Source organism: Bacillus shivajii (genome assembly GCF_020519665.1).
In the GTDB taxonomy this organism is placed as follows: Bacteria; Bacillota; Bacilli; order Bacillales; family Salisediminibacteriaceae; genus Bacillus_CA; species Bacillus_CA shivajii.
Genome location: NZ_CP084703.1, coordinates 1,549,858 through 1,570,503 on the forward strand (window position 1 = coordinate 1,549,858; position 20,646 = coordinate 1,570,503).

The window sequence follows — 20,646 nt, forward strand, 5'->3', positions numbered from 1 at the left end:
ATGATTTCAGTTAATGATTTAAAAACAGGTTTAACAATTGAAGTAGACAACGACATTTGGCAAGTAATGGATTTCCAACACGTAAAACCAGGGAAAGGTGCGGCATTTGTTCGTACGAAACTTCGTGGTCTACGTAATGGAAACGTTCAAGAAAAAACATTCCGTGCAGGTGAAAAAGTCGGGAAAGCACATCTTGATAACCGTAAAATGTCTTATTTATACTCTAGCGGTGACATTCATACGTTCATGGATAATGAATCTTTTGAACAATTAGAGTTGCCAAGTAACCAAATTGAAAACCAGTTAAATTACTTAAAAGAAAACATGGAAGTATCGATCTTAATTTATCAAGGTGAAACACTTGGGGTTGATGTTCCAAACACTGTAGAACTTGAAGTAACAGAAACAGAACCAGGAATTAAAGGGGATACTGCTTCTGGTGGAACGAAGCCTGCAACATTAGAAACAGGCTTAACAGTACAAGTACCATTCTTTATTAACGAAGGAGATGTTCTTGTTATTGATACGCGTAAAGGCGAGTATGTATCAAGAGCATAATTCAAAGAATTAAAGTAAAAACGCGTGAGACAATGTCGTCTTGCGTGTTTTTTTTGTTTGACTATCCTAATATTAGTGCTTATGTGCACGCTATCACCTCTAGGCACAAGTGCGACATTCACTCTATATTCGTTGGTTCACTTGCTATAGCGGTTAATAAGTTATTAAGCCCCCCCGTGAGCAGATAAAGCTTTCATACATAAAGTAACCAAAATCTATATTCACGCTGTAAAAAAGAAAGGTCACCAAAGCTTGGTGGCCTTTTTCGCACGCAAAATAGCGAACTTCATCCGTTCAAAAAAGAGCCGTTTTATGTAAAGGCATTGTTGATCTTCATTATTGATTATCAAAAGGCACTAGATGACCGCAGCAAGCGAGTGTAATTTTGAGAAATCAACATTAACCTTTAACAAAGCCTTCCTAAAAATGAAATTCTTTCATGAAGCCGATAGATATAGTCATAAATAGGACACGCATTCATATATTTTTCAGTAGACAGTCTAACGCGAAGAAATGAGGGTGAGAACGAATGAAAGAAATCATTAACGTTCTTCCAGAAGTAATAAGGAAGCTAGTAGTTCAATTACCTGAATCAATACAGTATGAAGTTGAGGAGGTAAGACTCCGAGTGAATCGACCTGTTGAAATTAGAACAGGAGATCGTTCAATGACATTACCTAGAGGTTCCACACCTTATGTTTTTTCATCACAAGATGCAAAGCTAATGTTAGGGCTTTTAAGTGAACATTCTGTTTATCGTCTAGAAGAAGAGCTAAAAAAAGGCTATTTAACAATTGCGGGTGGACATCGTGTTGGGTTAGCTGGACGAGTCATCATGGAGAAGGGGGCAGTGAAAGGACTTCGCGATATCAGCTCTTTTAATATACGCATCGCAAGAGAGAAACAAGGTGTGGCTGATCCTTATTTAGAAAGACTCCTTCATCGAAAAGGGTGGTGCCACACATTAATTATCGGACCTCCTAAAACAGGTAAAACAACATTATTACGTGATTTAGCAAGAAACATTAGCTTGGGAGTTAAAAACAAACATGTGCCACCGATGAATGTTGGGATTATAGATGAACGCTCAGAAATAGCTGGCTGTGTAAAAGGAGTTCCTCAACATGAATTTGGAACAAAAGTAGATGTACTAGATAGCTGTCCGAAGGCAGAAGGACTGATGATGATGATTCGTTCGATGGGGCCTGAAGTTCTAATCGTTGATGAAGTAGGAAGACAACAAGATGGAGAAGCGATTTTAGAAGCTGTACATGCTGGTGTTTCAGTGATTGCAACAGTTCACGGGAAAAACTTAGAAGATGTTAAGCGCCGCCCAACAATCTCCAACTTACTTAACGAGAATGTTTTTGAAAGAATTATTGAAATTCACCCATTAACAAAAAAAGGAACCATTCATTATTTAGATAAACGCCCAGCCCAAGGTGGGATACGAAAATGAAGTTGTTAGGTGCTTTTATCATAATTGTTACAAGTACATTGTTAGGGTGGGAATTTGCTAGAAGGTTTACGAGGAGAAAGAACCAAATACGCCAACTACGCTTAGCGTTTGAAGCATTAGAAGGGGAGATGGTTTTCTCAATGGCTCCGCTATCAGATGCATGTCAGAAAGTGGCTGTTCAATCTGCTGCTCCAATTAATCAGCTTTTTTCCGAGGTATCTGAAAAGTTGACTTCTGAAGAAAAGTCAGCTCCTGACATTTGGGCGGACTGCTTAAAGAAGTGGAAGAAAAAAACGGACCTTGAAGCAGCAGAGATCAATATTTTAGAGCAATTTGGCCAAACAATCGGCCAACAAGATATTGAAACACAGCGAAATCAAATTAGGCTTGCCATTACTTATTTTGAACAAGAAGAAAAACATGCCCAAGAGTCCGAGAAGAAATATGAGTCAATGTATCGAAGCCTCGGGTTTTTAGGTGGGGTACTCATTGTCATCATCATGATGTAAATAGGGCGAAGGAGGAACCACAATGAATTATGATGTTAGTTTGATCTTTCAGATTGCTGGAGTAGGGATTGTTGTTGCTATGATTCACACTGTATTAAAGCAAATGGGAAAGGAAGAAATCGCAAATTGGGTAACCTTAATTGCCTTTGTTGTTGTGCTATATATGGTTGCATCTGTTGTCGATGATTTATTTACAAAGATAAGAAGTGTCTTTCTTTTCCAAAGCTGATAGGGGGTGATGGTCATTGAAATCATCCAAATCGTCGGCTTAGGGATGATCGCGACGTTTTTAGCGTTAGTCGTTAAAGAGCATAAGCCGATATTCGCATTTATACTGACAGTTTTTGTTGGCGTTATTATCTTCTTATTCCTAATCGATAAAATTGCACTCATTATTGGCATGTTAGAAGATTTAGCGGCGAGTGCGAACATTAACCTTATGTATGTACAAACGATTTTAAAAATAATTGGTATAGCTTATATCGCTGAGTTTGGAGCACAGATTGCAAAGGATGCAGGTCAAGGGGCGATGGCTTCAAAAATTGAATTAGCTGGAAAAGTACTTATTATGGTCATGGCGATCCCAATTATTTCAGTCATCATTGAAACAATTATCGGACTAATTCCAAATTAATGGAGGGGGAAGGATGAAAAAGTACATTTGTATAATCATCGCAGCAGCATTGATGATGATCCTTCTTCCTGAAGATGTACAAGCAGAAGGTAATGTGACAACTGAACAACAAGAGCAGATGATTGAATCGCAAATTGAGAAGTTAGGGTTAGAGGACATAGGTCAATTTTGGAATGATGTACTCCATGAATATGAAGGGTACCTGCCTGAAAGTCAAAGAGGTAGTTTCATGGAGTTTGTCAAAGGAGACAAGCAATTATCTCTTTCAGCATGGGTACAAGGGTTATTAAAGTTTTTATTTCATGAAATTTTTGCAAATGGAAAACTTTTAGGAACGTTAATTTTACTAGCTGTCTTTAGTATGATTCTAGCTCAGCTACAACAAGCGTTTGAAAAACATTCAATTAGTAAAGTTGCTTATGCGATAACGTATATGGTTTTGTTGATCATTGCTTTAAATAGTTTTCATATTGCGATGGAATTTACCCAAAACACAATTAAGATAATGAGTAGTTTTATGGTCTCGCTAGTACCATTAATTCTTGTCTTAATGGCATCGATAGGTAGTGTCACCTCTGTCGCACTATTCCACCCGATGGTTATGTTTCTTGTTCATACGAGTGGACTTTTTGTGCAATATTTTGTTTTGCCACTTCTATTTTTATCTACGCTTCTTTTTATCGTCAGTACAATGACGGAACATTACAAGGTGACAAAATTAGCCCAATTCTTAAGAAATTTAGCCGTAGGTGGTCTTGGTATCTTCCTAACTGTTTTTCTAGGTGTCTTATCTGTTCAAGGAGCTACAGCTGCTGTGGCAGATGGAATAGCAGTGAAAACGGCAAAATTTGTTACAGGAAACTTTGTACCAGTTGTAGGCCGCATGTTTACAGATGCTGCTGACACGGTCATGGGGGCATCCGTCTTACTGAAAAATACTGTCGGTGTGGCAGGACTTGCAATCTTGTTACTCATTTGTGCATTTCCAGCACTAAAGATTCTATCATTAGCGGTCATTTATACATTTACAGCAGCAGTTCTTCAGCCGTTGGGTGGTGGCCCGATTATCCAATGTCTTTCGATTATTGGTAAACAAATGCTCTTTATTTTTGCGGCATTAGCAGCAGTATCACTTATGTTCTTTTTATCAATTACGATCATTATTATCTCGGGCAACCTATCGTTAATGATGCGATGATCGTAAATAGAAAGGAGTCGGGCGAATGAGTATTGTAACGGCATGGGTGACAAACATTATTATTCTCATATTATTTGCTACGGTGTTAGAACTTTTGTTACCTAACTCAAAAATGCAACGTTATGTAAAACTAGTAGTCGGTTTAATGTTACTCATGGTCATGTTACAACCAGTACTCTCTATTTTTCAAACTGATCCTGAAGAATGGCTTTCTGAAGTTGTAGATTTTGGGGGGCCAAACCAAGAAAATCAAATGAATAAAATTGAATCAAAGAAAAGAGATATAGAAACGGTACAAGATGCATATATTTCTGAACAAGTGGCTGTCCAACTGAAGAAACAAGCTGAGGGTCCATTAATTGAACAGTTTGAGGTGGTGCCAATAGAAGTGACTATGAACGCAGAGTCTATACCATTAGAGGAAGGATCATTTGATACTTATCCGGAGGTACATGTTCTTATTCAAACCCTAGAAGAAGCTGAAAAAGAAGAAGAAACCGATGAAATATCGATTGTTACGATTGATCCAGTCATTATTGAGAATGACGTTGATCAAGAGCTTGAAGGAAAAACAAGCAGCATAGATAAAGACATCGCTTCATTACTAGCTCGGGAATGGAATGTTCCAGTTGACAAAGTACACATTCATTGGAAGGGAGGGGAGGAATAACGTGGAAAAGCAACCAAAAAACGCAACATTCTTTAAGTTTTTACAGTTTAAGAATCCTAAGAAATTAAATATGAAATATTTAGGGGTTTTACTGGCACTTGGGGTATTTTTTATGATCATTGGAGTCGTTTTACAACCTGATGAAGAGCCTGCTTCAGTCCCGACTTTACAAGAAAATGAAAAAGAAGAGAAGGAATCGTCACAAGAGGTGTTTGGTTCATCAAACGAGAGGCCAGAGCTGTCTTCGATGTCTGATTATGAAAGCTTTTATGAGTCCGAACTTGAGAGAGTTTTAGAGCAAGTCGTTGGTATAAATAACGTGACCGTTTTTGTGAATCTAGACCAAACAGAAGAAACGGTCTATCAAAAAAATATAAGTACAAGAGAACAAGTAACAGAAGAAACAGATCGTGAGGGAGGGTCGAGACAAGTAGAAGATCGAACAAATGATGAAGATGTAGTTATCATTCGCAACGGAGATAAAGAAGAACCGTTAGTTGTCAAAGTAAAAAAGCCATCAATTCGCGGGGTGGTAGTAGTAGCTGAAGGTGTTGAAAATATACAAGTAAAGACGTGGGTCATTGAAGCTGTTAGTAGAGCTTTAGATGTTCCTTCTCACCGTGTATCAGTATTACCGAAAAATTCAAAGGGGGATTCATAAATGGTCTTAAAACGACAAACCGTATGGCTATTAACGATGTTAAGTTTAATTATTGTACTTTCGGTCTATTACATTTCAATGGATCGTATTGACAATCAATATGCAATTGACAATGAAGAAGTAACTGGGGAAGAAATGGACAATGAAGGTGTAGGTATTGAAGGGTTAGATGAAGATTTTACAGTAATTGAGTTGGAAGATGTCGATGATGTTTTTGGGCAAAACTCACAATTTTCAAATGTCAGTGCACAAGAGATGTTTGATACAATTCGTTTACAACGTCAAGATGCACGAGCACGTATGAATGAAGATTATGCAGAGGTTATTGCTTCTTCTGATTCATCACCTGAAGTACAAGTCTATGCCCTAGAACAATATGAAAGCTTACAGACATTATCCCAGCAAGAAGAGCGGTTAGAAACGATGATTCGAGCAAAAGGCTATGAAGATGCACTAGTTATTACAGATACAAAAGCCAATCAAGTGAAGATCTATGTAAAAGCACCAGACTTATCTAAAGCAGAAGTTGTAGAAATTAATATGCTTGCTTATGAAGAGCTGGGTGATAAAGATATTCGTGTTGGATTCCAACCAGGTGATGGCAAAGACGATCCAACAGATGGTGAAGATTAAAAGAGGTCCCGTACAAAATTATTCTCAATAATGGAATATGACCACTTTAAGTTAAAATCAACATGTATTATAATAACTAGGTTTTCAAAGAGTTAATTGTTATTCTCTTATAAATAATGAAGGTATCGCGAAACATTGTTTCGTAGATGCCTTTTTTCACGTTAAGTTTATAAAATTTTAGCAAAGTAGAAGCACGACGTAGTGAAAAATTTTTAAGAATTAAGAATCAATTTCATAATACGTTTTTTGCACAATGAAACGAATGATATGATAAATTTTTTCATTAAATGTACGTTTTATTTCGAAGTGAACGTAACAAAAGACGGCGACTCCCGGAGGATCAGCGACGAGCAATACTTCTTCGAACTGCTTCGAGCTGCGACGAGTAACCGCAGGAGCACTGTTTATCTGTGACGAGTAATCGCAGGAACAACGACGAGCAATACTTCTTCGAACTGCTTCGAGCTGCGACGAGTAACCGCAGGAGCAACGACAAGCAATACTTCTTCGAACTGCTTCGAGCTGCGACGAGTAACCGCAGGAGCACTCTTTACCTGCGACGAGCAAGCGTAGTGGCGCAGGAGCAACGAGCTGAAGACAAGCCCTCGGGGAAGCGTCCGTCTGAAGTGAAGTTCACGCTCATCATTCGGAATTTCGCACCTAACACCTCTGTCTTCGCCTAAAAGGCTCGCCAATAGGCGAGTTTTCTTTAAAAGATAAGAAAGTATAAAATTATTGTCCTGGATAGTTGTCTAGCTCAGCCCCCTATCGACGTGAGAAACTTCCCTCACCTCGTCTACGATAAGTCGAGAATGAACGACTCGCGTCTTTCAACTCTCCTTTATCTCACTCGGCTCAGTCCAGTTTTCATCGCCGATGAGCAACAAACGTAACTTCTTCGGATAAGCTGTGAGCTGTCTCGACGCATCTTTCCACATAGCATTACTAGTAGAGGAAGAGACAAGGAGGCTTGCGCTTTTCTTACTGTAGGTTGGACTAGTTAATTGAAAAAGTGAAGATTGAGTCACTACCAATACATTAGTAGAGTAAAAAACAAGCGAGTAAGAAAAACGATTTATGTGATTGATTGCTATGTAAAGAAAATATTCTTTTAGAAACGAGGAATAGAAATAAATGTTTAGATGAAAAGTAAAATAAACGGTCCTTTAGATGGATTCAAGTAAAAAACATGATTTTATGTAATGATGGTGGTATAATACCGAGATGGAACGGAAACCCCATGACTTAATATGTAACTTTGTTAAGGGAAAGGGGATACAAAATTTGACTTGTCACAAAAGGTATTTTTATTCTCACTTTAAATGAGTGAAATAGTAAACCTTTAGTGAAAAGTTACTATCAAGGGCAAAATTTCTATTTGGTAGTAAAATGAAAGGGAGAGATAATGCATGGAATGGTCTGATTTAACAGAGGGCGCTAAAGCAGTTCTCGAACAAACACGCAACATTAAAAACGATAAAATTCAAATTGTAGAATTTGAAGTTGGCTTTATGCAAAATGAGGAAGAAGCGGATGGAGAGCCAGTTTCCATTCAAGAGGAAGATTACCAAAGTTTAAAGAAATATACTCAAGGGAATGAGTATGGCGAAAAATATCATATGGCTCGAAACAAAGATATTGTAAAAATCATCCTATTAGAAAATGACAAGATCCCAGAGAATTTATCCGAGTTTCCTGTTTTTCGTGAATATAAAAATGATAAGGCGGAAGTGCAGGAGAATCTATCAGAAACTGAACAAACAGAATAATATGAAAGGCTGTCTCATGAAGTGTTTGACACTTTAACATTGAGGCAGCCTTTTTATTTGGCACTGTTAAAAGTGAGTGTTGATATTAAGGATGGGCAACGCCTACGGCTCTTCTTTCTTCGAGAGTAAAGCTTATAGATGTTTAAAATGTTTGTACGATGTTGAAAATGGTAGGGTGAGTCGAAATGTTTCTTGTTATACGTGGAAATTGTCAATTTTACTCACTTTACGAAACTGTTTGTCCGAAGTGATACAAAGTGAAAAAAATGAGGTAAAATAATATATAGCTCGTCAAAAAAAGGTTTTCTTTTCATCGATTTTAAGGTAGCATATTTTTAGGACTTGCTCATAAGACATACTAGAAAAGGTGTCAATTATTAGAAGATTCTATTCGTTTTGTTATAAAATAGCATTAGTATGTGAAAACGTTTTAAAAACAATATTGAGGAGTGTATACTATGTTAAAAATTCAAGAGATTCGTGAACTTATTAAACTTATTGATCAATCATCTATTAATGAATTTAAGTTTGAGCAGAATGGTTCAAAAGTTACAATGAGAAAAGACATAAAAGGAAATGCGCAAGTTGAACCAACTCAACCTGTTCAAAACATGCAGCCAGTACAAGAAAGTACACAAATCGTTCCCGCAGCTAACCCTGTAGTTCAAGAGCAAGTTAAGTCTGAACCTGAAACAAAAGTAACCCAAGAGAAATCAGATGAAAAACCTGTCGAACAAGACCGTTCTGGATTACATACAATTACATCACCGATGGTTGGAACGTTCTATGCTGCTCCGTCTCCTGATTCTGCTCCATATGTAAAAGTTGGTGACAAAGTAAAAACAGATTCTGTCGTTTGTATCGTTGAAGCTATGAAATTAATGAACGAAATCGAAGCAGAAGTTAACGGAGAGATCGTTGAAATTTTAGTGGAAAACGGACAGCTTGTAGAATATGGACAAGAAATGTTCTTGGTTAAACCAGAATAGGGGATGAGGATATGATCAAGAAAGTTCTAATAGCGAACAGAGGAGAAATAGCTGTACGGATAATAAGAGCGTGTAAAGAGTTAGGGATAAAAACAGTTGCTGTATTTTCAACAGCTGATAGTGATGCTCTTCATGTTAGACTAGCTGATGAAGCGTATTGTATAGGACCGACATCGTCAACCGACAGTTACCTAAACTTCACAAATATCATGAGTGTAGCTACATTGACTGAAGTCGATGCAATCCACCCTGGTTATGGGTTTTTAGCCGAAAATGCCGACTTCGCTGAAATTTGTGCGGCATGTAAAGTTACATTTATCGGACCGTCACCTGAAGCAATTAGTCAAATGGGTACAAAAGATGTAGCAAGGTCGACGATGCAAAAAGCAGGGGTTCCAACCGTTCCAGGCTCTGATGGAATTATTGAAGGCGTAGAAGAAGGTGTACGTGTAGCCGAGGAAATTGGTTATCCTGTTATTATTAAAGCGACAGCAGGTGGTGGCGGAAAAGGAATCCGTGTAGCCAAAGATGAGGCTGAACTTAGAAAAGGAATTTCTGTTACACAAAAGGAAGCAAAAGCGAACTTTGGAAACCCTGGTGTTTATTTAGAAAAATACATTGAAGATTTTCGCCATGTTGAAATTCAAATAATGGCTGACACACACGGTAACGTCATACACTTAGGTGAGAGAGATTGTACAATTCAACGTCGTCTTCAAAAATTAGTAGAAGAAACCCCGTCTCCAGCAATTGATGAAAAGATGCGTCAAGAAATGGGAGGGGCTGCTGTTAGAGCAGCACAAGCTGTTGAATACGTTGGTGCAGGGACGATTGAATTTATTTATGACCACCGAGAAAACAAGTTTTACTTTATGGAAATGAATACACGTATTCAAGTAGAGCATCCTGTAACTGAGATGGTTACTGGGATCGACTTGATAAAAGAACAAATTTTAGTTGCCTCAGGGGAAAAGCTTTCCTATACTCAAGAGAAAGTCACCTTTAATGGATGGGCAATTGAATGTAGAATTAATGCAGAGAATCCCGATAAAAACTTCATGCCATCGCCAGGAAAGATTGACATGTACTTGCCTCCAGGAGGCTTAGGTGTTAGAGTCGATAGTGCTGCTTTTCCTGGTTATACGATTTCTCCATATTACGATTCAATGATTGCAAAAGTTATTACTTATGGAGAAACAAGAGAAGAAGCAGTTTCAAGAATGAAGCGCGCCCTCGGAGAATTTGTTATTGAAGGAATAGATACAACGATTCCGTTCCACATAAGATTGTTTAATCATGAAGTCTTTGTAGGTGGTGACTTTAATACGAAATTTTTGGAACAATACTCTTTAAAGCCTGAACTAGAGGAGTAATGTCTGAAAGGTGGAGGAACATGGAAAATCATTTAATTCACATGGCTAATGACAAAGAAGAGCTAGGGAAAGTAGAAATTTCACCAGAAGTCATTGAAGTCATTACAGGTTTAGCGGCATCAGAGATTGATGGTGTTGCAACAATGAGAGGGAATTTTGCTGCTGGTGTTGCAGAGCGTCTAGGTCGGAAGAATAACCACGGTAAAGGCGTTAAAGTTGACATGAGTGATGAAGGGATTGCTGTTGAAATTTTCGTTGTTACAAATTACGGTGTATCAATTCCGGAAGTTTGTAGCAAAATCCAAGAAAATATTTATCAAACGATAAAAAACATGACAGCAATTGAATTAACAGAAGTAAATGTTCACGTTGTAGGTGTTCACTTAGAGCAGAAAGTGGATCAAGAAGACAATACAAAGAAAGAACATGGAGCATAATTTATAATCGTAAGGTCTGACTACCCCCTTTCTGAAACTTTCGTTTACGTAAGGAACAGTCAGACCTTTTTTATCGATATAAATGATGGGCGAGATAACTACATCTACGAATCTACGTCGCAGTACATTGCTTATCATAGAAGGTAAGCTCTGTGTAATTTAGGAATACTTTTATAGGATGTTTAACATTGGCGTTAATTACAGAATGTGATCGAGTTTAGCTATAGTTCCATGGAGATTTGCCAAGGGTTGTTTATACATGGACTGTCTACAAAATAATTTTATACATAATAAAAATGGAAAATCATTTAGAGCTTCTGTATTGAACGGTTAAGTTATGCTATTATCATGTTGGTAGATATTTTTAAAAGTAAGTTTTAAAACTACAAATTTTTATTAAAACTATAGTTGGTAGCATAAGCGAAAAAAAGCTTTACTTATACAGAACGTGGTGTTGGCGAATTTGAAAATAACTTTTTGCCGTTTTAACTAATTATATCGCTTTCTGGTGATAATCTGCTAAGTTTTGTTTAAAGGAGACATTTATAGATGAATCGAAGAGTCGCAAGAATTAAGGCAGTACAATCTTTATATCAAATAGAAATGACTTCCGTCGATCCACAGGAAGCCATTCAAGCCGTATTAGAAGAAGGGGAAGAGGCGTCACCATTTTTAGAAGGTGTCGTATACGGAACGGTCGAACATCAAAGTGAGATCGATCCGTTATTAGAAGAGTCTTTAGCAAATTGGACGCTTTCTCGTATATCGAGAGTGGAGCGTGCAATTATGAGACTTGCTGTGTATGAAATGAAATGGCAAGAGGATATTCCGCACAATGTAAGCATAAATGAAGCGATTGATTTAGCGAAAGGCTTTAGTGGGGAAGAAGAACCAGGACGATTCGTCAATGGTGTCTTATCTAAAGTGGAGAAATCTTTAATGCAATCCTAATCTTGTTGCAAGGACATTGTTATGAATTCCAACATAACAATTTTCTTTTATAAAAAGGCGCTGTTAAAGTGCAATAATGTTGATAAAAGATTTTTTGTACAGTCGTTTCCTTTTTGAGAAGCGAAGGTGGTACTGTCTCTTCCTCTACAAGCATACTTTTTGGTGTGTATTCGTCGAGACAAATCGTAGCATATTCGACGAAGTAATCCTCTTTCCTGCGGGAAAAGCACGAGCTGAAGATCCACTTTGGAAAGTTTCATTCCAAAGTTAGCTGAAGCCGTGCCCGCGGCAAAGAAGACACCGTGAATTCATACGAAGTGAAGAATGAACGGATGTCGCACCTGTACCTAGAGGTGAAAGCGTCCACGGAGAGCGGCTCAAAAAACAACAACAAGCATGCTTATTACCTGCTTAGAGCTGCTCCGACGCATACACTACTGTGTATTGCAAGCAGAGGAAGGGGCAAGCAACTTTAACAAAGCCTATAAAAAATAAGGGGGAGTACTTATGTCAGCAACAGTCATTTCAGGTAAGGAATTAGCGAAAAAGAAAAGAGAAGAATTAACACATGAAGTTGAAGGATTAAAAGGAAAAGGAGTAACACCGGGTTTAGCAGTTATTTTAATTGGTGAGGACCCTGCTTCACAATCCTATGTACGTTCAAAGCAAAAATCTTGTAAAGAAATTGGAGTTCACTCTGAATTATATGAACTTCCTGAATCAACGACACAAGAGGAACTTTTAGAGCGTATTGATGCTTTAAATAAAGCAGAACATATCCACGGAATTCTTGTTCAATTACCACTGCCAGATCAAATTTCTGAAGATGCTGTGATTGAAGCGATTGATCCAAATAAGGATGTAGATGGTTTTCATCCAAGTAATATCGGAAAAATGATGATCGGTCAAGAAACATTCCTTCCTTGTACACCATTTGGAATTGTAGAGATGATTAAATCAAAAGAGATTGAAATTGAAGGAAAGCATGTTGTTGTAGTCGGTCGAAGTAATATCGTAGGAAAGCCAGTAGGACAACTTTTATTAAATGAAAATGCAACTGTTACATATTGTCATTCAAGAACGAAGAACATGAAGGAAATGACTCGTTCAGCAGATATCCTTGTTGTAGCTGTAGGAAGAGCTCATTTCTTAGATGCAGACGCTATTAAGGAAGGAGCCGTTGTCATCGATGTTGGTGTAAACAGAAATGATGAAGGAAAACTTGTTGGTGATGTCGTTTATGACAACGCAAAAGAAGTTGCTTCATACATCACTCCCGTACCAGGTGGAGTGGGACCAATGACAATTACAATGCTTCTTCATAACACAGTAGAATCTGCAAAGCGAATAGTTAAGTAAGGGGTTTAACGCCATGAATCAAGAAATATTGTCTGTTAGTGAGTTAACAAGGTTTGTTAAGCGACTCATTGATGGCGAACCTTACCTGCAGAATATATGGGTTCGTGCAGAAATTTCTAACTTTAAGAAACATAGCCGTGGCCATATGTATTTCACATTAAAAGACGAAAAATCACGACTGAATTCTGTGATGTTTGCTGGTAATAACCGTTTTTTAAAGTTTACTCCTGAAAATGGAATGAGTATATTAGTGCGTGGAGATATTTCTGTGTATGAGCCACACGGTCAATATCAATTTTACGTAAAAGAGATGCAACCTGACGGCATTGGAAACTTATATTTAGCTTTCGAAGAGTTAAAGAAAAAGTTAGAATTCGCAGGTTTTTTCTCCCAAGAACGTAAGAAACCGATTCCTAATGTACCTGAATCGATTGCCGTTATTACCTCTCCAACTGGAGCTGCAGTGAGAGATATCATCACAACGTTAAATAGGCGCTATCCGATAGCCAAAGTGACACTGCTTCCGGTCCTTGTTCAAGGACCGGAAGCAGCACCTTCTGTTGCTAATGCGATCCAACAAGCTAATGAAGCGAATATGTTTGATGTGATAATCGTTGGTCGAGGTGGGGGCTCTCTAGAAGAATTATGGGCCTTTAACGAGCAAGTTGTGGCTGAAGCCATTTTTTACTCTAACGTCCCAGTAATATCTGCAGTAGGACATGAAACCGACATAACAATCAGTGACTTTGTTGCTGATTTAAGGGCTCCAACGCCAACTGCAGCTGCAGAGATGGCAGTACCTGATCTTTTAGAGCTAGTAAAAACGGTAAATAACAATAAAGATAGACTTATTCGTACAATGGAAACTCACGTGTCTAGAAAAAAAGATAAGTTAAATTATTTATTGAAATCATATGCTTTTCGTTACCCGAAACAGCTGATCGAACAAAAAGAGCAAGATCTTGATAGGCATGTTGAATCATTACGTAAAGAAGCATTAAGGACTATCTCAAACAGTCATGAAAAGCTTAACAACTTCGTATCTAGACTTGAGAGAAGTCATCCTTACCATATGTTACGAGATGCAAAAGCGGAACATGCGAGATCAGAAGAGCGATTAGTCAAAAATCTGCAACAAATACTGAATGAAAAGCAATCAGCCTTCTCCGTGCAAGTTTCAAAACTGCAAGTACTAAGTCCATTAAGAATGATGGAACGCGGATTTAGTCTTGTTTATAAAGAAGATGAGCAACTAGTTAAAAGTATTAACGACGTAGATGAACAAACGGACCTTCGAATACGCCTTCAAGATGGTTATCTAAATTGCCAAGTATCTGAAAAAAAGGAAGTAGAGTTACCGAAAGTAAAGTGGGGTGAATATAATGACAAATAAAGGAAATGATCAAGAAGAGTTAACTTTTGAAGAGGCAATGGAGAAGCTTGAGTCTGTGGTTGGGAAATTGGAAGAAGGCGATGTACCATTAGAAGAAGCGATTTCCATGTTTCAAGAAGGAATGAAACTTTCGCAATATTGTCACGAAAGATTGCAGAACGTAGAAAAACAAATGACGCAAGTTTTAGATCAAGATGGAGAAGTTTCTACTTTTGAAGTTGATGGGGAGAGTTAGTGTGAATAACATCGAACTAGAACAGTTTATGAAAACTGAAAAAGAAGTAATTGATAAAAAATTACCTATTTACATAGAGTCACTACAATCCCCTGAGAAGTTGAAGGCCTCAATGATCTATTCTTTAGAGGCAGGGGGCAAACGTGTTAGACCACTTCTATTATTAGCAACGTTACACGGTTTTTCTAAGCCGTTAGAAATTGGGTATGACGTAGCAAGTGCTCTTGAAATGGTGCATACGTATTCATTGATTCATGATGACCTACCTTCTATGGATGATGATGATTTAAGAAGAGGAAAGCCAACCAATCATATCATTTACGGGGAAGCGATGGCGACTTTAGCAGGAGATGCACTACTTACGAAGAGCTTTCAACTGATTTCTTGTTCAGAGCATTTAACAAGTGAGCGGAAAGTAGACCTCATTCAGCGTATTTCTAGAGCGATTGGACCCGAAGGAATGGTCGGTGGACAAGTTGCAGATATGGAAGCGGAAGGAAAGAGTTTACAAGCAGAAGACTTACAACAAATTCATGAACGAAAAACAGGTGACTTATTAGCAGTTGCGGTTGAAGCGGGTGCTATGATAGCTGAGGCTGACGTAGAGGATGTTCAGTTACTTCGTCAATTTGCACAGCATGTTGGGCTCGCTTTCCAAATTAAAGACGATATTCTAGATATCGAAGGTGATGAAGAAGAGTTAGGAAAACCAGTCGGTAGTGATGAAGATAATGATAAAAACACATACCCAAAACTGTTAGGCTTAGATGGAGCAAAGGAAAAACTAGAATACCATCTTACTGAAGCAAAAAAATGCTTATATCAGACGTCTACGAATCATACACTTTTAAAAGAACTTGCCGATTATATCGGCTCTCGAGTCAATTGAGTAAAATCATGTCAAACGTGGAAGAATAATGCTGTATATACATTGGTTGTTTGTTGTTTTGCCACGATATATCATGCTATACTATATTTAGTTACCGAGTGGTGCAGTATTCTAGTCGGTTCTCCATTTTCGAAAGCGGGCCTAAAAATCCGCTAAAGGGCACATCGATGAAGTTCCTAGTTTTGGCTTGAGGCGCCCAGCCTTGGGTCCTAACTGGGAGTAAAGGCTGTAGGGCGATCCACAAAGGCATGTGGGCGATGACCCTGCGCCGCGGAGGCCTTTCGTGGTGGTATCCGTACCCGCGGATCACTATGACGCAAGGTATGAACCTGCTATGCAAGTACGGGAACTTGTGAGCAGCGTAGCCTGCCTTGAGTGGGGGGCGAGGGGATTATGAATGCTAGGTTGTATATCGAACTCATTCATATGAAATCGACCCTGCAAAAGAGGATAGAAAATGGCTAAGGAACTGTCGAGGAAAACTCCTAGACTGTTTCACTTTTCGGACATTTAAAGAGGATTATAGTGCGTTCTAAGTGGTAATCCAGTCTGACGTTTGGTGACAGCGTCAAGGTAGGCTTAAAGGGAAACCGCCACAGCGGCGACGCTGAGGTGCTTACTTGGGAAAACCTACTGGACCTAAGGCGCAGTTTTTACTCTTTAAATGACCACTCGGATACATAATAATGTTTCGAACTGATATGAAGAGGAACGATGTATATAAATGAAGGAATCTGTTAGAAAGTCACTACGTTGGAGCACAATGATAGCCGTTATCACCTTGGTGTTAGCGGCTGTTTTTGCTATTGTGTCAACATCGATATTAAGTGGTGTATCCTGGGGTTTTGGGATGGTCATTGTATTATTAATTGTGTTTATCGGTGTTTTTGTTGATACAATAGGCGTAGCAGCGACTGCTGCGAAGGAACAACCTTTTCATGCCATGGCAGCAGAGAGACTGCCAGGTGCAAAACAAGCAGTACAAATTACCCGAAATGCAGACAAGTTTGCAAACTTTTGTAATGATGTGATTGGTGATATTGCTGGGGTTATTAGTGGAACTGCTTCAGCTTATGTCGTATTAAGATTTTCTTTACAAATAGGTTATGAAGAGGGAACGACGATACAGTTCCTTATATCTGTTGTATTTACAGCTATTGTTGCTGCACTGACTGTTGGTGGAAAATCTGTCGGAAAAACATTAGCTATTCAATATTCAACAGAAATCATATATCATGTGGGTAGATTATTTTACTTTTTAGAGGTAAAATTGAGGATAGTCATCTTTGATGGTAAAAAACGTAAAAAGCAAAAGAAACATAATAATAAGAAAAAATTACGAAAGTGAGGGTTTTTCTTGGATTTGTCTAGCATTAAAGACCCAGAATTTTTAAAGCAATGCAGCAAAACCGAATTGGAAGACCTTGCTCAAGATATTCGTGACTTCTTAATTGAAAACCTTTCAGTTACTGGAGGTCACCTTGGGCCCAACTTAGGTGTTGTAGAACTAACATTAGTATTACATCAATTATATGACAGCCCAAAAGATAAATTCTTGTGGGATGTAGGTCACCAAGCATATGTTCATAAAATATTGACAGGTCGTGCAGACCAGTTTGATCAATTACGTCAATATAAAGGATTGTGTGGATTCCCAAAAAGGTCAGAAAGTAAGCATGACGTTTGGGAAACTGGTCATAGCTCGACATCATTATCAGCTGCAATGGGAATGGCTGTTGCTAGAGATATAAAAGGAACTGATGAGAGCATTATTCCGATTATTGGTGATGGGGCACTAACCGGAGGTATGGCGTTGGAAGCGCTTAACCATATCGGACATGAACAAACAGATTTGACCGTTGTTTTAAACGACAATGAAATGTCAATTGCTCCAAATGTCGGTGCTTTACATAACGTTCTTGGTAGGATGAGAACGGCTGGAAAGTATCGTAAAGCAAAAGAAGAATTAGAAATGCTAATTAAACGTATCCCAGCATTTGGAGGTAGATTAGCGACAACAGCTGAAAGAGTAAAAGATAGTCTGAAATACTTACTCGTTTCTGGCATGTTCTTTGAAGAGTTAGGGTTTACTTATTTAGGTCCAGTTGACGGTCACGACTACGATGACTTAATTAGTAACATGAATTATGCAAAGAAAACAAAAGGACCTGTCCTTGTTCATGTTATTACGAAAAAAGGCAAAGGTTATGCTCCAGCTGAAAATGACGCAAAAGGGACATGGCACGGTTTAGGACCATATAAAATTGAATCTGGTGAAGTGGTGAAAAAGCCAGGACCTCCAAGTTATAGTGGCGTGTTTGCCGAGTCGCTTAAAAAGGTTGCTCGACAAGACGAACGAGTAGTTGCTTTAACAGCAGCAATGCCTGGAGGAACGAAGTTGGATGTATTTGCAAATGAATTTCCAGATCGAATGTTTGATGTTGGAATTGCTGAGCAACATGCAACGACAATGGCTGCGGGTCTGGCAACGCAAGGGTTGAAACCAGTTTTTGCGGTTTATTCTACCTTCTTGCAAAGAGGTTACGATCAGCTCGTCCATGATGTTTGTCGCCAAAATTTAAATGTCTTTTTTGCTATCGACCGTGCCGGTTTAGTCGGTGCCGATGGTGAAACACATCAAGGAGTATTTGATGTTTCTTATTTAAGGCATTTACCAAACATGAAAATATTAATGCCAAAAGATGAAAATGAGTTGCAACATTTAGTATATACAGCGGTATGTCATGATGATGGACCAATTGCCGTTCGTTACCCTAGAGGAAATGGATTTGGCGTAAAAATGGATGAAAGTTTAAAAGAAATTCCAATTGGAAAATGGGAAATCCTCAAGGAAGGGTCAGACTTATCTATCCTTGCGTACGGTACGATGATTCCAGTTGCAATGGAAGCAGCGGACATTCTCGAAAAGGACGGAATTCATGTTGAAGTTGTAAATGCTAGGTCAATTAAACCATTAGATGATGACATGTTAAAACAATTTGCAATGGAAAACCGTCCGCTATTAACAATTGAAGAAGGTGCTCTCCTCGGAGGCTTCGGCAGTGCAGTAGTCGAACATTTCCATGCAAAGCATCACCACAACATGGTAGTGGAAAGTATGGGAATCCCAGATCGATATATCGAGCACGGAAGTGTCCCTGAGCTGTTAGAAGAGGTTGGATTGACACCTCAAGCAGTAGCGGAACGAGTGGAACAGATTCTTCCTAAGAAAAGGAAACGAGCGTAACAGAATGGATAAAAAAGAACGTATCGATATTTTATTAGTTGATAAAGGTTTGATCGAATCAAGAGAAAAAGCAAAACGGACTATTATGGCCGGCTTAATTTTCGTTGATGGAGATCGCGTCGATAAACCAGGAACAAAAGTGAAAGTAGATAGTCAAATTGAAGTAAAAGGTCAAACGATACCTTATGTAAGCCGAGGCGGATTAAAGCTAGAAAAGGCGATAGAAACGTTTCATTTTGACTTGAATGATGCTGTTGTTCTTGATATAGGGGCTTCGACAGGTGGCTTTACGGATTGTGCTTTACAAAATGGAGCAAAGCTCGTTTATGCAATTGATGTCGGTTATAATCAACTTGCTTGGAAGCTTAGGCAAGACGAAAGAGTCATCGTTATGGAAAGAACAAATTTTCGCTATGTAAGTGAAGATGATCTTTTATACGGAAAACCAGATTTTGCGACGATCGATGTTTCGTTTATATCGTTGAAACTAATCCTTCCAGTATTAAAACAATTATTAAAAAAAGATGGACAAGTCTCTGCATTAGTAAAGCCGCAATTTGAAGCTGGTAGAGATGAAGTAGGAAAAAAGGGAATTGTCAGAGACTCGAAAGTTCATGTAAAAGTATTAGAAGATATGATTCGTTTTGCAACAGATATTGGGTTTCATGTTGAAGGTCTCACTTTTTCACCAATCAAAGGTGGAGAGGGGAATATTGAATTTTTACTTCACCTTTCTTTAAGTGAAACGACTGATAAGGGTCGTAGAGATTTCAATGTAGAAGAAATCGTTCGCTTAGGACATCAATAAAGTAGATATAAAAATTAGGGAGGAGCAATTTATTTTGCTTTCTCCTTTTCTTTTGATTCTTTTAACCTTCATTAATTATTTTTGGTAAAATCAACACTAGTTCTTTAACGAAGCCTTTCTTTTTGAAAGGCTGTTTTCAAAAAAAGGTGTTGCTATTGAAATATTTGGTTAACTCCAAGCAGTGAAAGGCTGCGACTCCAGCGGGAGTTGCACGAGATGAAGATCCAGTTTGGAAAGCGTCATTCTGTAACGGTTTTGAAAAGTAAAGAATTAATGCGAAAAGAGCATTTTGAAAATAAGTCAAGTTTGATTATGCAAAATGGTATACATTAATTGTATAAATATAAAAAATCATTTAATATTAAAGTATAGATTTTAATAAAGCATAAAGAGCTATAGAATGATGGAGGAATTATTAATGAATAAAGGGCAACGTCATATAAAAATTCGTGAAATTATATCGAACCAAGAAGTTGAAACACAAGATGAATTAGTTGACCAACTGCGTGCAGATGGATTTAATGTTACTCAAGCCACGGTGAGTCGTGATATTAAAGAACTTCATTTAGTGAAAGTTCCGATGATGGATGGTCGATATAAATATAGTTTACCAGCTGACCAACGTTTTAACCCACTTCAAAAATTAAAGCGCTCGCTAATGGATAGCTTCGTATCAATTGACCAAACGAGCAATATGATTGTAATGAAAACGCTACCAGGAAATGCCAATGCTGTTGGAGCACTTATTGATAATTTAGATTGGCATGAGATTATGGGAACGATTTGTGGAGACGATACATTGTTAATTATTTGTAGGGCCGAAGCTGATACAGAACAAATTAGCGAACGATTTTTAGAAATGCTTTAAGACATA

At 38.2% G+C, this 20,646-nt stretch carries 22 protein-coding genes; all 22 read left to right on the forward strand.

Annotation, left to right across the window (positions count from 1 at the left end):
* The 22 genes from efp (at position 1) to ahrC (ending at position 20,640) form a co-directional block, all read left to right on the forward strand.
* Positions 1 to 558, forward strand: a complete 558-nt coding sequence (gene efp, locus LGQ02_RS07540; RefSeq protein WP_226517581.1) for an elongation factor P — start codon at positions 1 to 3, stop codon at positions 556 to 558.
* Positions 559 to 1,087: 529 nt separating this feature from the next.
* A complete protein-coding gene (spoIIIAA, locus tag LGQ02_RS07545) occupies positions 1,088 to 2,017 on the forward strand; it encodes a stage III sporulation protein AA (RefSeq protein WP_226517582.1) in 930 nt (309 codons plus the stop codon).
* The gene (spoIIIAB, locus tag LGQ02_RS07550) at positions 2,014 to 2,526 is read left to right on the forward strand and encodes a stage III sporulation protein SpoIIIAB (RefSeq protein ID WP_226517583.1); all 513 of its coding nucleotides are present in this window, start codon (positions 2,014 to 2,016) and stop codon (positions 2,524 to 2,526) included. Before spoIIIAA ends, spoIIIAB begins: the two co-directional genes overlap by 4 nt.
* Before the next feature lie 22 nt (positions 2,527 to 2,548).
* Positions 2,549 to 2,755, forward strand: coding sequence for a stage III sporulation protein AC (gene spoIIIAC, locus LGQ02_RS07555; protein WP_226517584.1), 207 nt, complete (start codon positions 2,549 to 2,551; stop codon positions 2,753 to 2,755).
* 9 nt (positions 2,756 to 2,764) lie between these two features.
* Entirely contained in the window at positions 2,765 to 3,160 is a 396-nt protein-coding gene (gene spoIIIAD / locus LGQ02_RS07560) for a stage III sporulation protein AD (RefSeq protein ID WP_226517585.1), read from the forward strand.
* A gap of 13 nt (positions 3,161 to 3,173) precedes the next feature.
* Complete coding sequence (spoIIIAE, locus tag LGQ02_RS07565) at positions 3,174 to 4,358, forward strand: stage III sporulation protein AE (protein ID WP_226517586.1); 1,185 nt, start codon at positions 3,174 to 3,176, stop codon at positions 4,356 to 4,358.
* Between the two features lie 25 nt (positions 4,359 to 4,383).
* Positions 4,384 to 5,028, forward strand: coding sequence for a stage III sporulation protein AF (gene spoIIIAF, locus LGQ02_RS07570; protein WP_226517587.1), 645 nt, complete (start codon positions 4,384 to 4,386; stop codon positions 5,026 to 5,028).
* A gap of 1 nt (position 5,029) precedes the next feature.
* Positions 5,030 to 5,689, forward strand: a complete 660-nt coding sequence (spoIIIAG, locus tag LGQ02_RS07575) for a stage III sporulation protein AG (protein WP_226517588.1) — start codon at positions 5,030 to 5,032, stop codon at positions 5,687 to 5,689.
* A complete protein-coding gene (locus LGQ02_RS07580; protein ID WP_226517589.1) occupies positions 5,690 to 6,322 on the forward strand; it encodes a SpoIIIAH-like family protein in 633 nt (210 codons plus the stop codon).
* Positions 6,323 to 7,731: 1,409 nt separating this feature from the next.
* Positions 7,732 to 8,091, forward strand: coding sequence for a hypothetical protein (locus LGQ02_RS07585; RefSeq protein WP_226517590.1), 360 nt, complete (start codon positions 7,732 to 7,734; stop codon positions 8,089 to 8,091).
* 458 nt (positions 8,092 to 8,549) lie between these two features.
* Entirely contained in the window at positions 8,550 to 9,080 is a 531-nt protein-coding gene (accB, locus tag LGQ02_RS07590; protein ID WP_226517591.1) for an acetyl-CoA carboxylase biotin carboxyl carrier protein, read from the forward strand.
* Positions 9,081 to 9,091: 11 nt separating this feature from the next.
* Entirely contained in the window at positions 9,092 to 10,453 is a 1,362-nt protein-coding gene (accC, locus tag LGQ02_RS07595; RefSeq protein WP_226517592.1) for an acetyl-CoA carboxylase biotin carboxylase subunit, read from the forward strand.
* Between the two features lie 20 nt (positions 10,454 to 10,473).
* Positions 10,474 to 10,890, forward strand: a complete 417-nt coding sequence (locus LGQ02_RS07600) for an Asp23/Gls24 family envelope stress response protein (RefSeq protein WP_226517593.1) — start codon at positions 10,474 to 10,476, stop codon at positions 10,888 to 10,890.
* Positions 10,891 to 11,439: 549 nt separating this feature from the next.
* Positions 11,440 to 11,841 (forward strand): transcription antitermination factor NusB, encoded by a 402-nt coding sequence (nusB, locus tag LGQ02_RS07605; RefSeq protein ID WP_226517594.1) that lies wholly within the window; start codon positions 11,440 to 11,442, stop codon positions 11,839 to 11,841.
* A gap of 507 nt (positions 11,842 to 12,348) precedes the next feature.
* The gene (folD, locus tag LGQ02_RS07610; protein ID WP_226517595.1) at positions 12,349 to 13,200 is read left to right on the forward strand and encodes a bifunctional methylenetetrahydrofolate dehydrogenase/methenyltetrahydrofolate cyclohydrolase FolD; all 852 of its coding nucleotides are present in this window, start codon (positions 12,349 to 12,351) and stop codon (positions 13,198 to 13,200) included.
* A gap of 13 nt (positions 13,201 to 13,213) precedes the next feature.
* Positions 13,214 to 14,593 (forward strand): exodeoxyribonuclease VII large subunit, encoded by a 1,380-nt coding sequence (gene xseA, locus LGQ02_RS07615; protein WP_226517596.1) that lies wholly within the window; start codon positions 13,214 to 13,216, stop codon positions 14,591 to 14,593.
* On the forward strand, positions 14,583 to 14,828 hold the full coding sequence (locus LGQ02_RS07620; protein ID WP_226517597.1) for an exodeoxyribonuclease VII small subunit: 246 nt from the start codon (positions 14,583 to 14,585) through the stop codon (positions 14,826 to 14,828). The genes xseA and LGQ02_RS07620 overlap by 11 nt, the downstream gene beginning before the upstream one ends.
* The gene (locus tag LGQ02_RS07625; protein ID WP_404802412.1) at positions 14,815 to 15,717 is read left to right on the forward strand and encodes a polyprenyl synthetase family protein; all 903 of its coding nucleotides are present in this window, start codon (positions 14,815 to 14,817) and stop codon (positions 15,715 to 15,717) included. The genes LGQ02_RS07620 and LGQ02_RS07625 overlap by 14 nt, the downstream gene beginning before the upstream one ends.
* A gap of 724 nt (positions 15,718 to 16,441) precedes the next feature.
* Complete coding sequence (locus tag LGQ02_RS07630) at positions 16,442 to 17,065, forward strand: CNNM metal transporter family protein (protein WP_226517598.1); 624 nt, start codon at positions 16,442 to 16,444, stop codon at positions 17,063 to 17,065.
* A gap of 9 nt (positions 17,066 to 17,074) precedes the next feature.
* Entirely contained in the window at positions 17,075 to 18,964 is a 1,890-nt protein-coding gene (gene dxs, locus LGQ02_RS07635; protein WP_226517599.1) for a 1-deoxy-D-xylulose-5-phosphate synthase, read from the forward strand.
* Between the two features lie 4 nt (positions 18,965 to 18,968).
* Positions 18,969 to 19,772 carry a TlyA family RNA methyltransferase gene (locus LGQ02_RS07640; protein WP_404802385.1) on the forward strand — a complete coding sequence of 268 codons (804 nt, stop codon included), beginning with the start codon at positions 18,969 to 18,971 and terminating at the stop codon, positions 19,770 to 19,772.
* A 418-nt stretch (positions 19,773 to 20,190) separates the two neighbouring features.
* Complete coding sequence (gene ahrC / locus LGQ02_RS07645; RefSeq protein WP_226517600.1) at positions 20,191 to 20,640, forward strand: transcriptional regulator AhrC/ArgR; 450 nt, start codon at positions 20,191 to 20,193, stop codon at positions 20,638 to 20,640.
* Positions 20,641 to 20,646 lie beyond the last annotated feature (6 nt).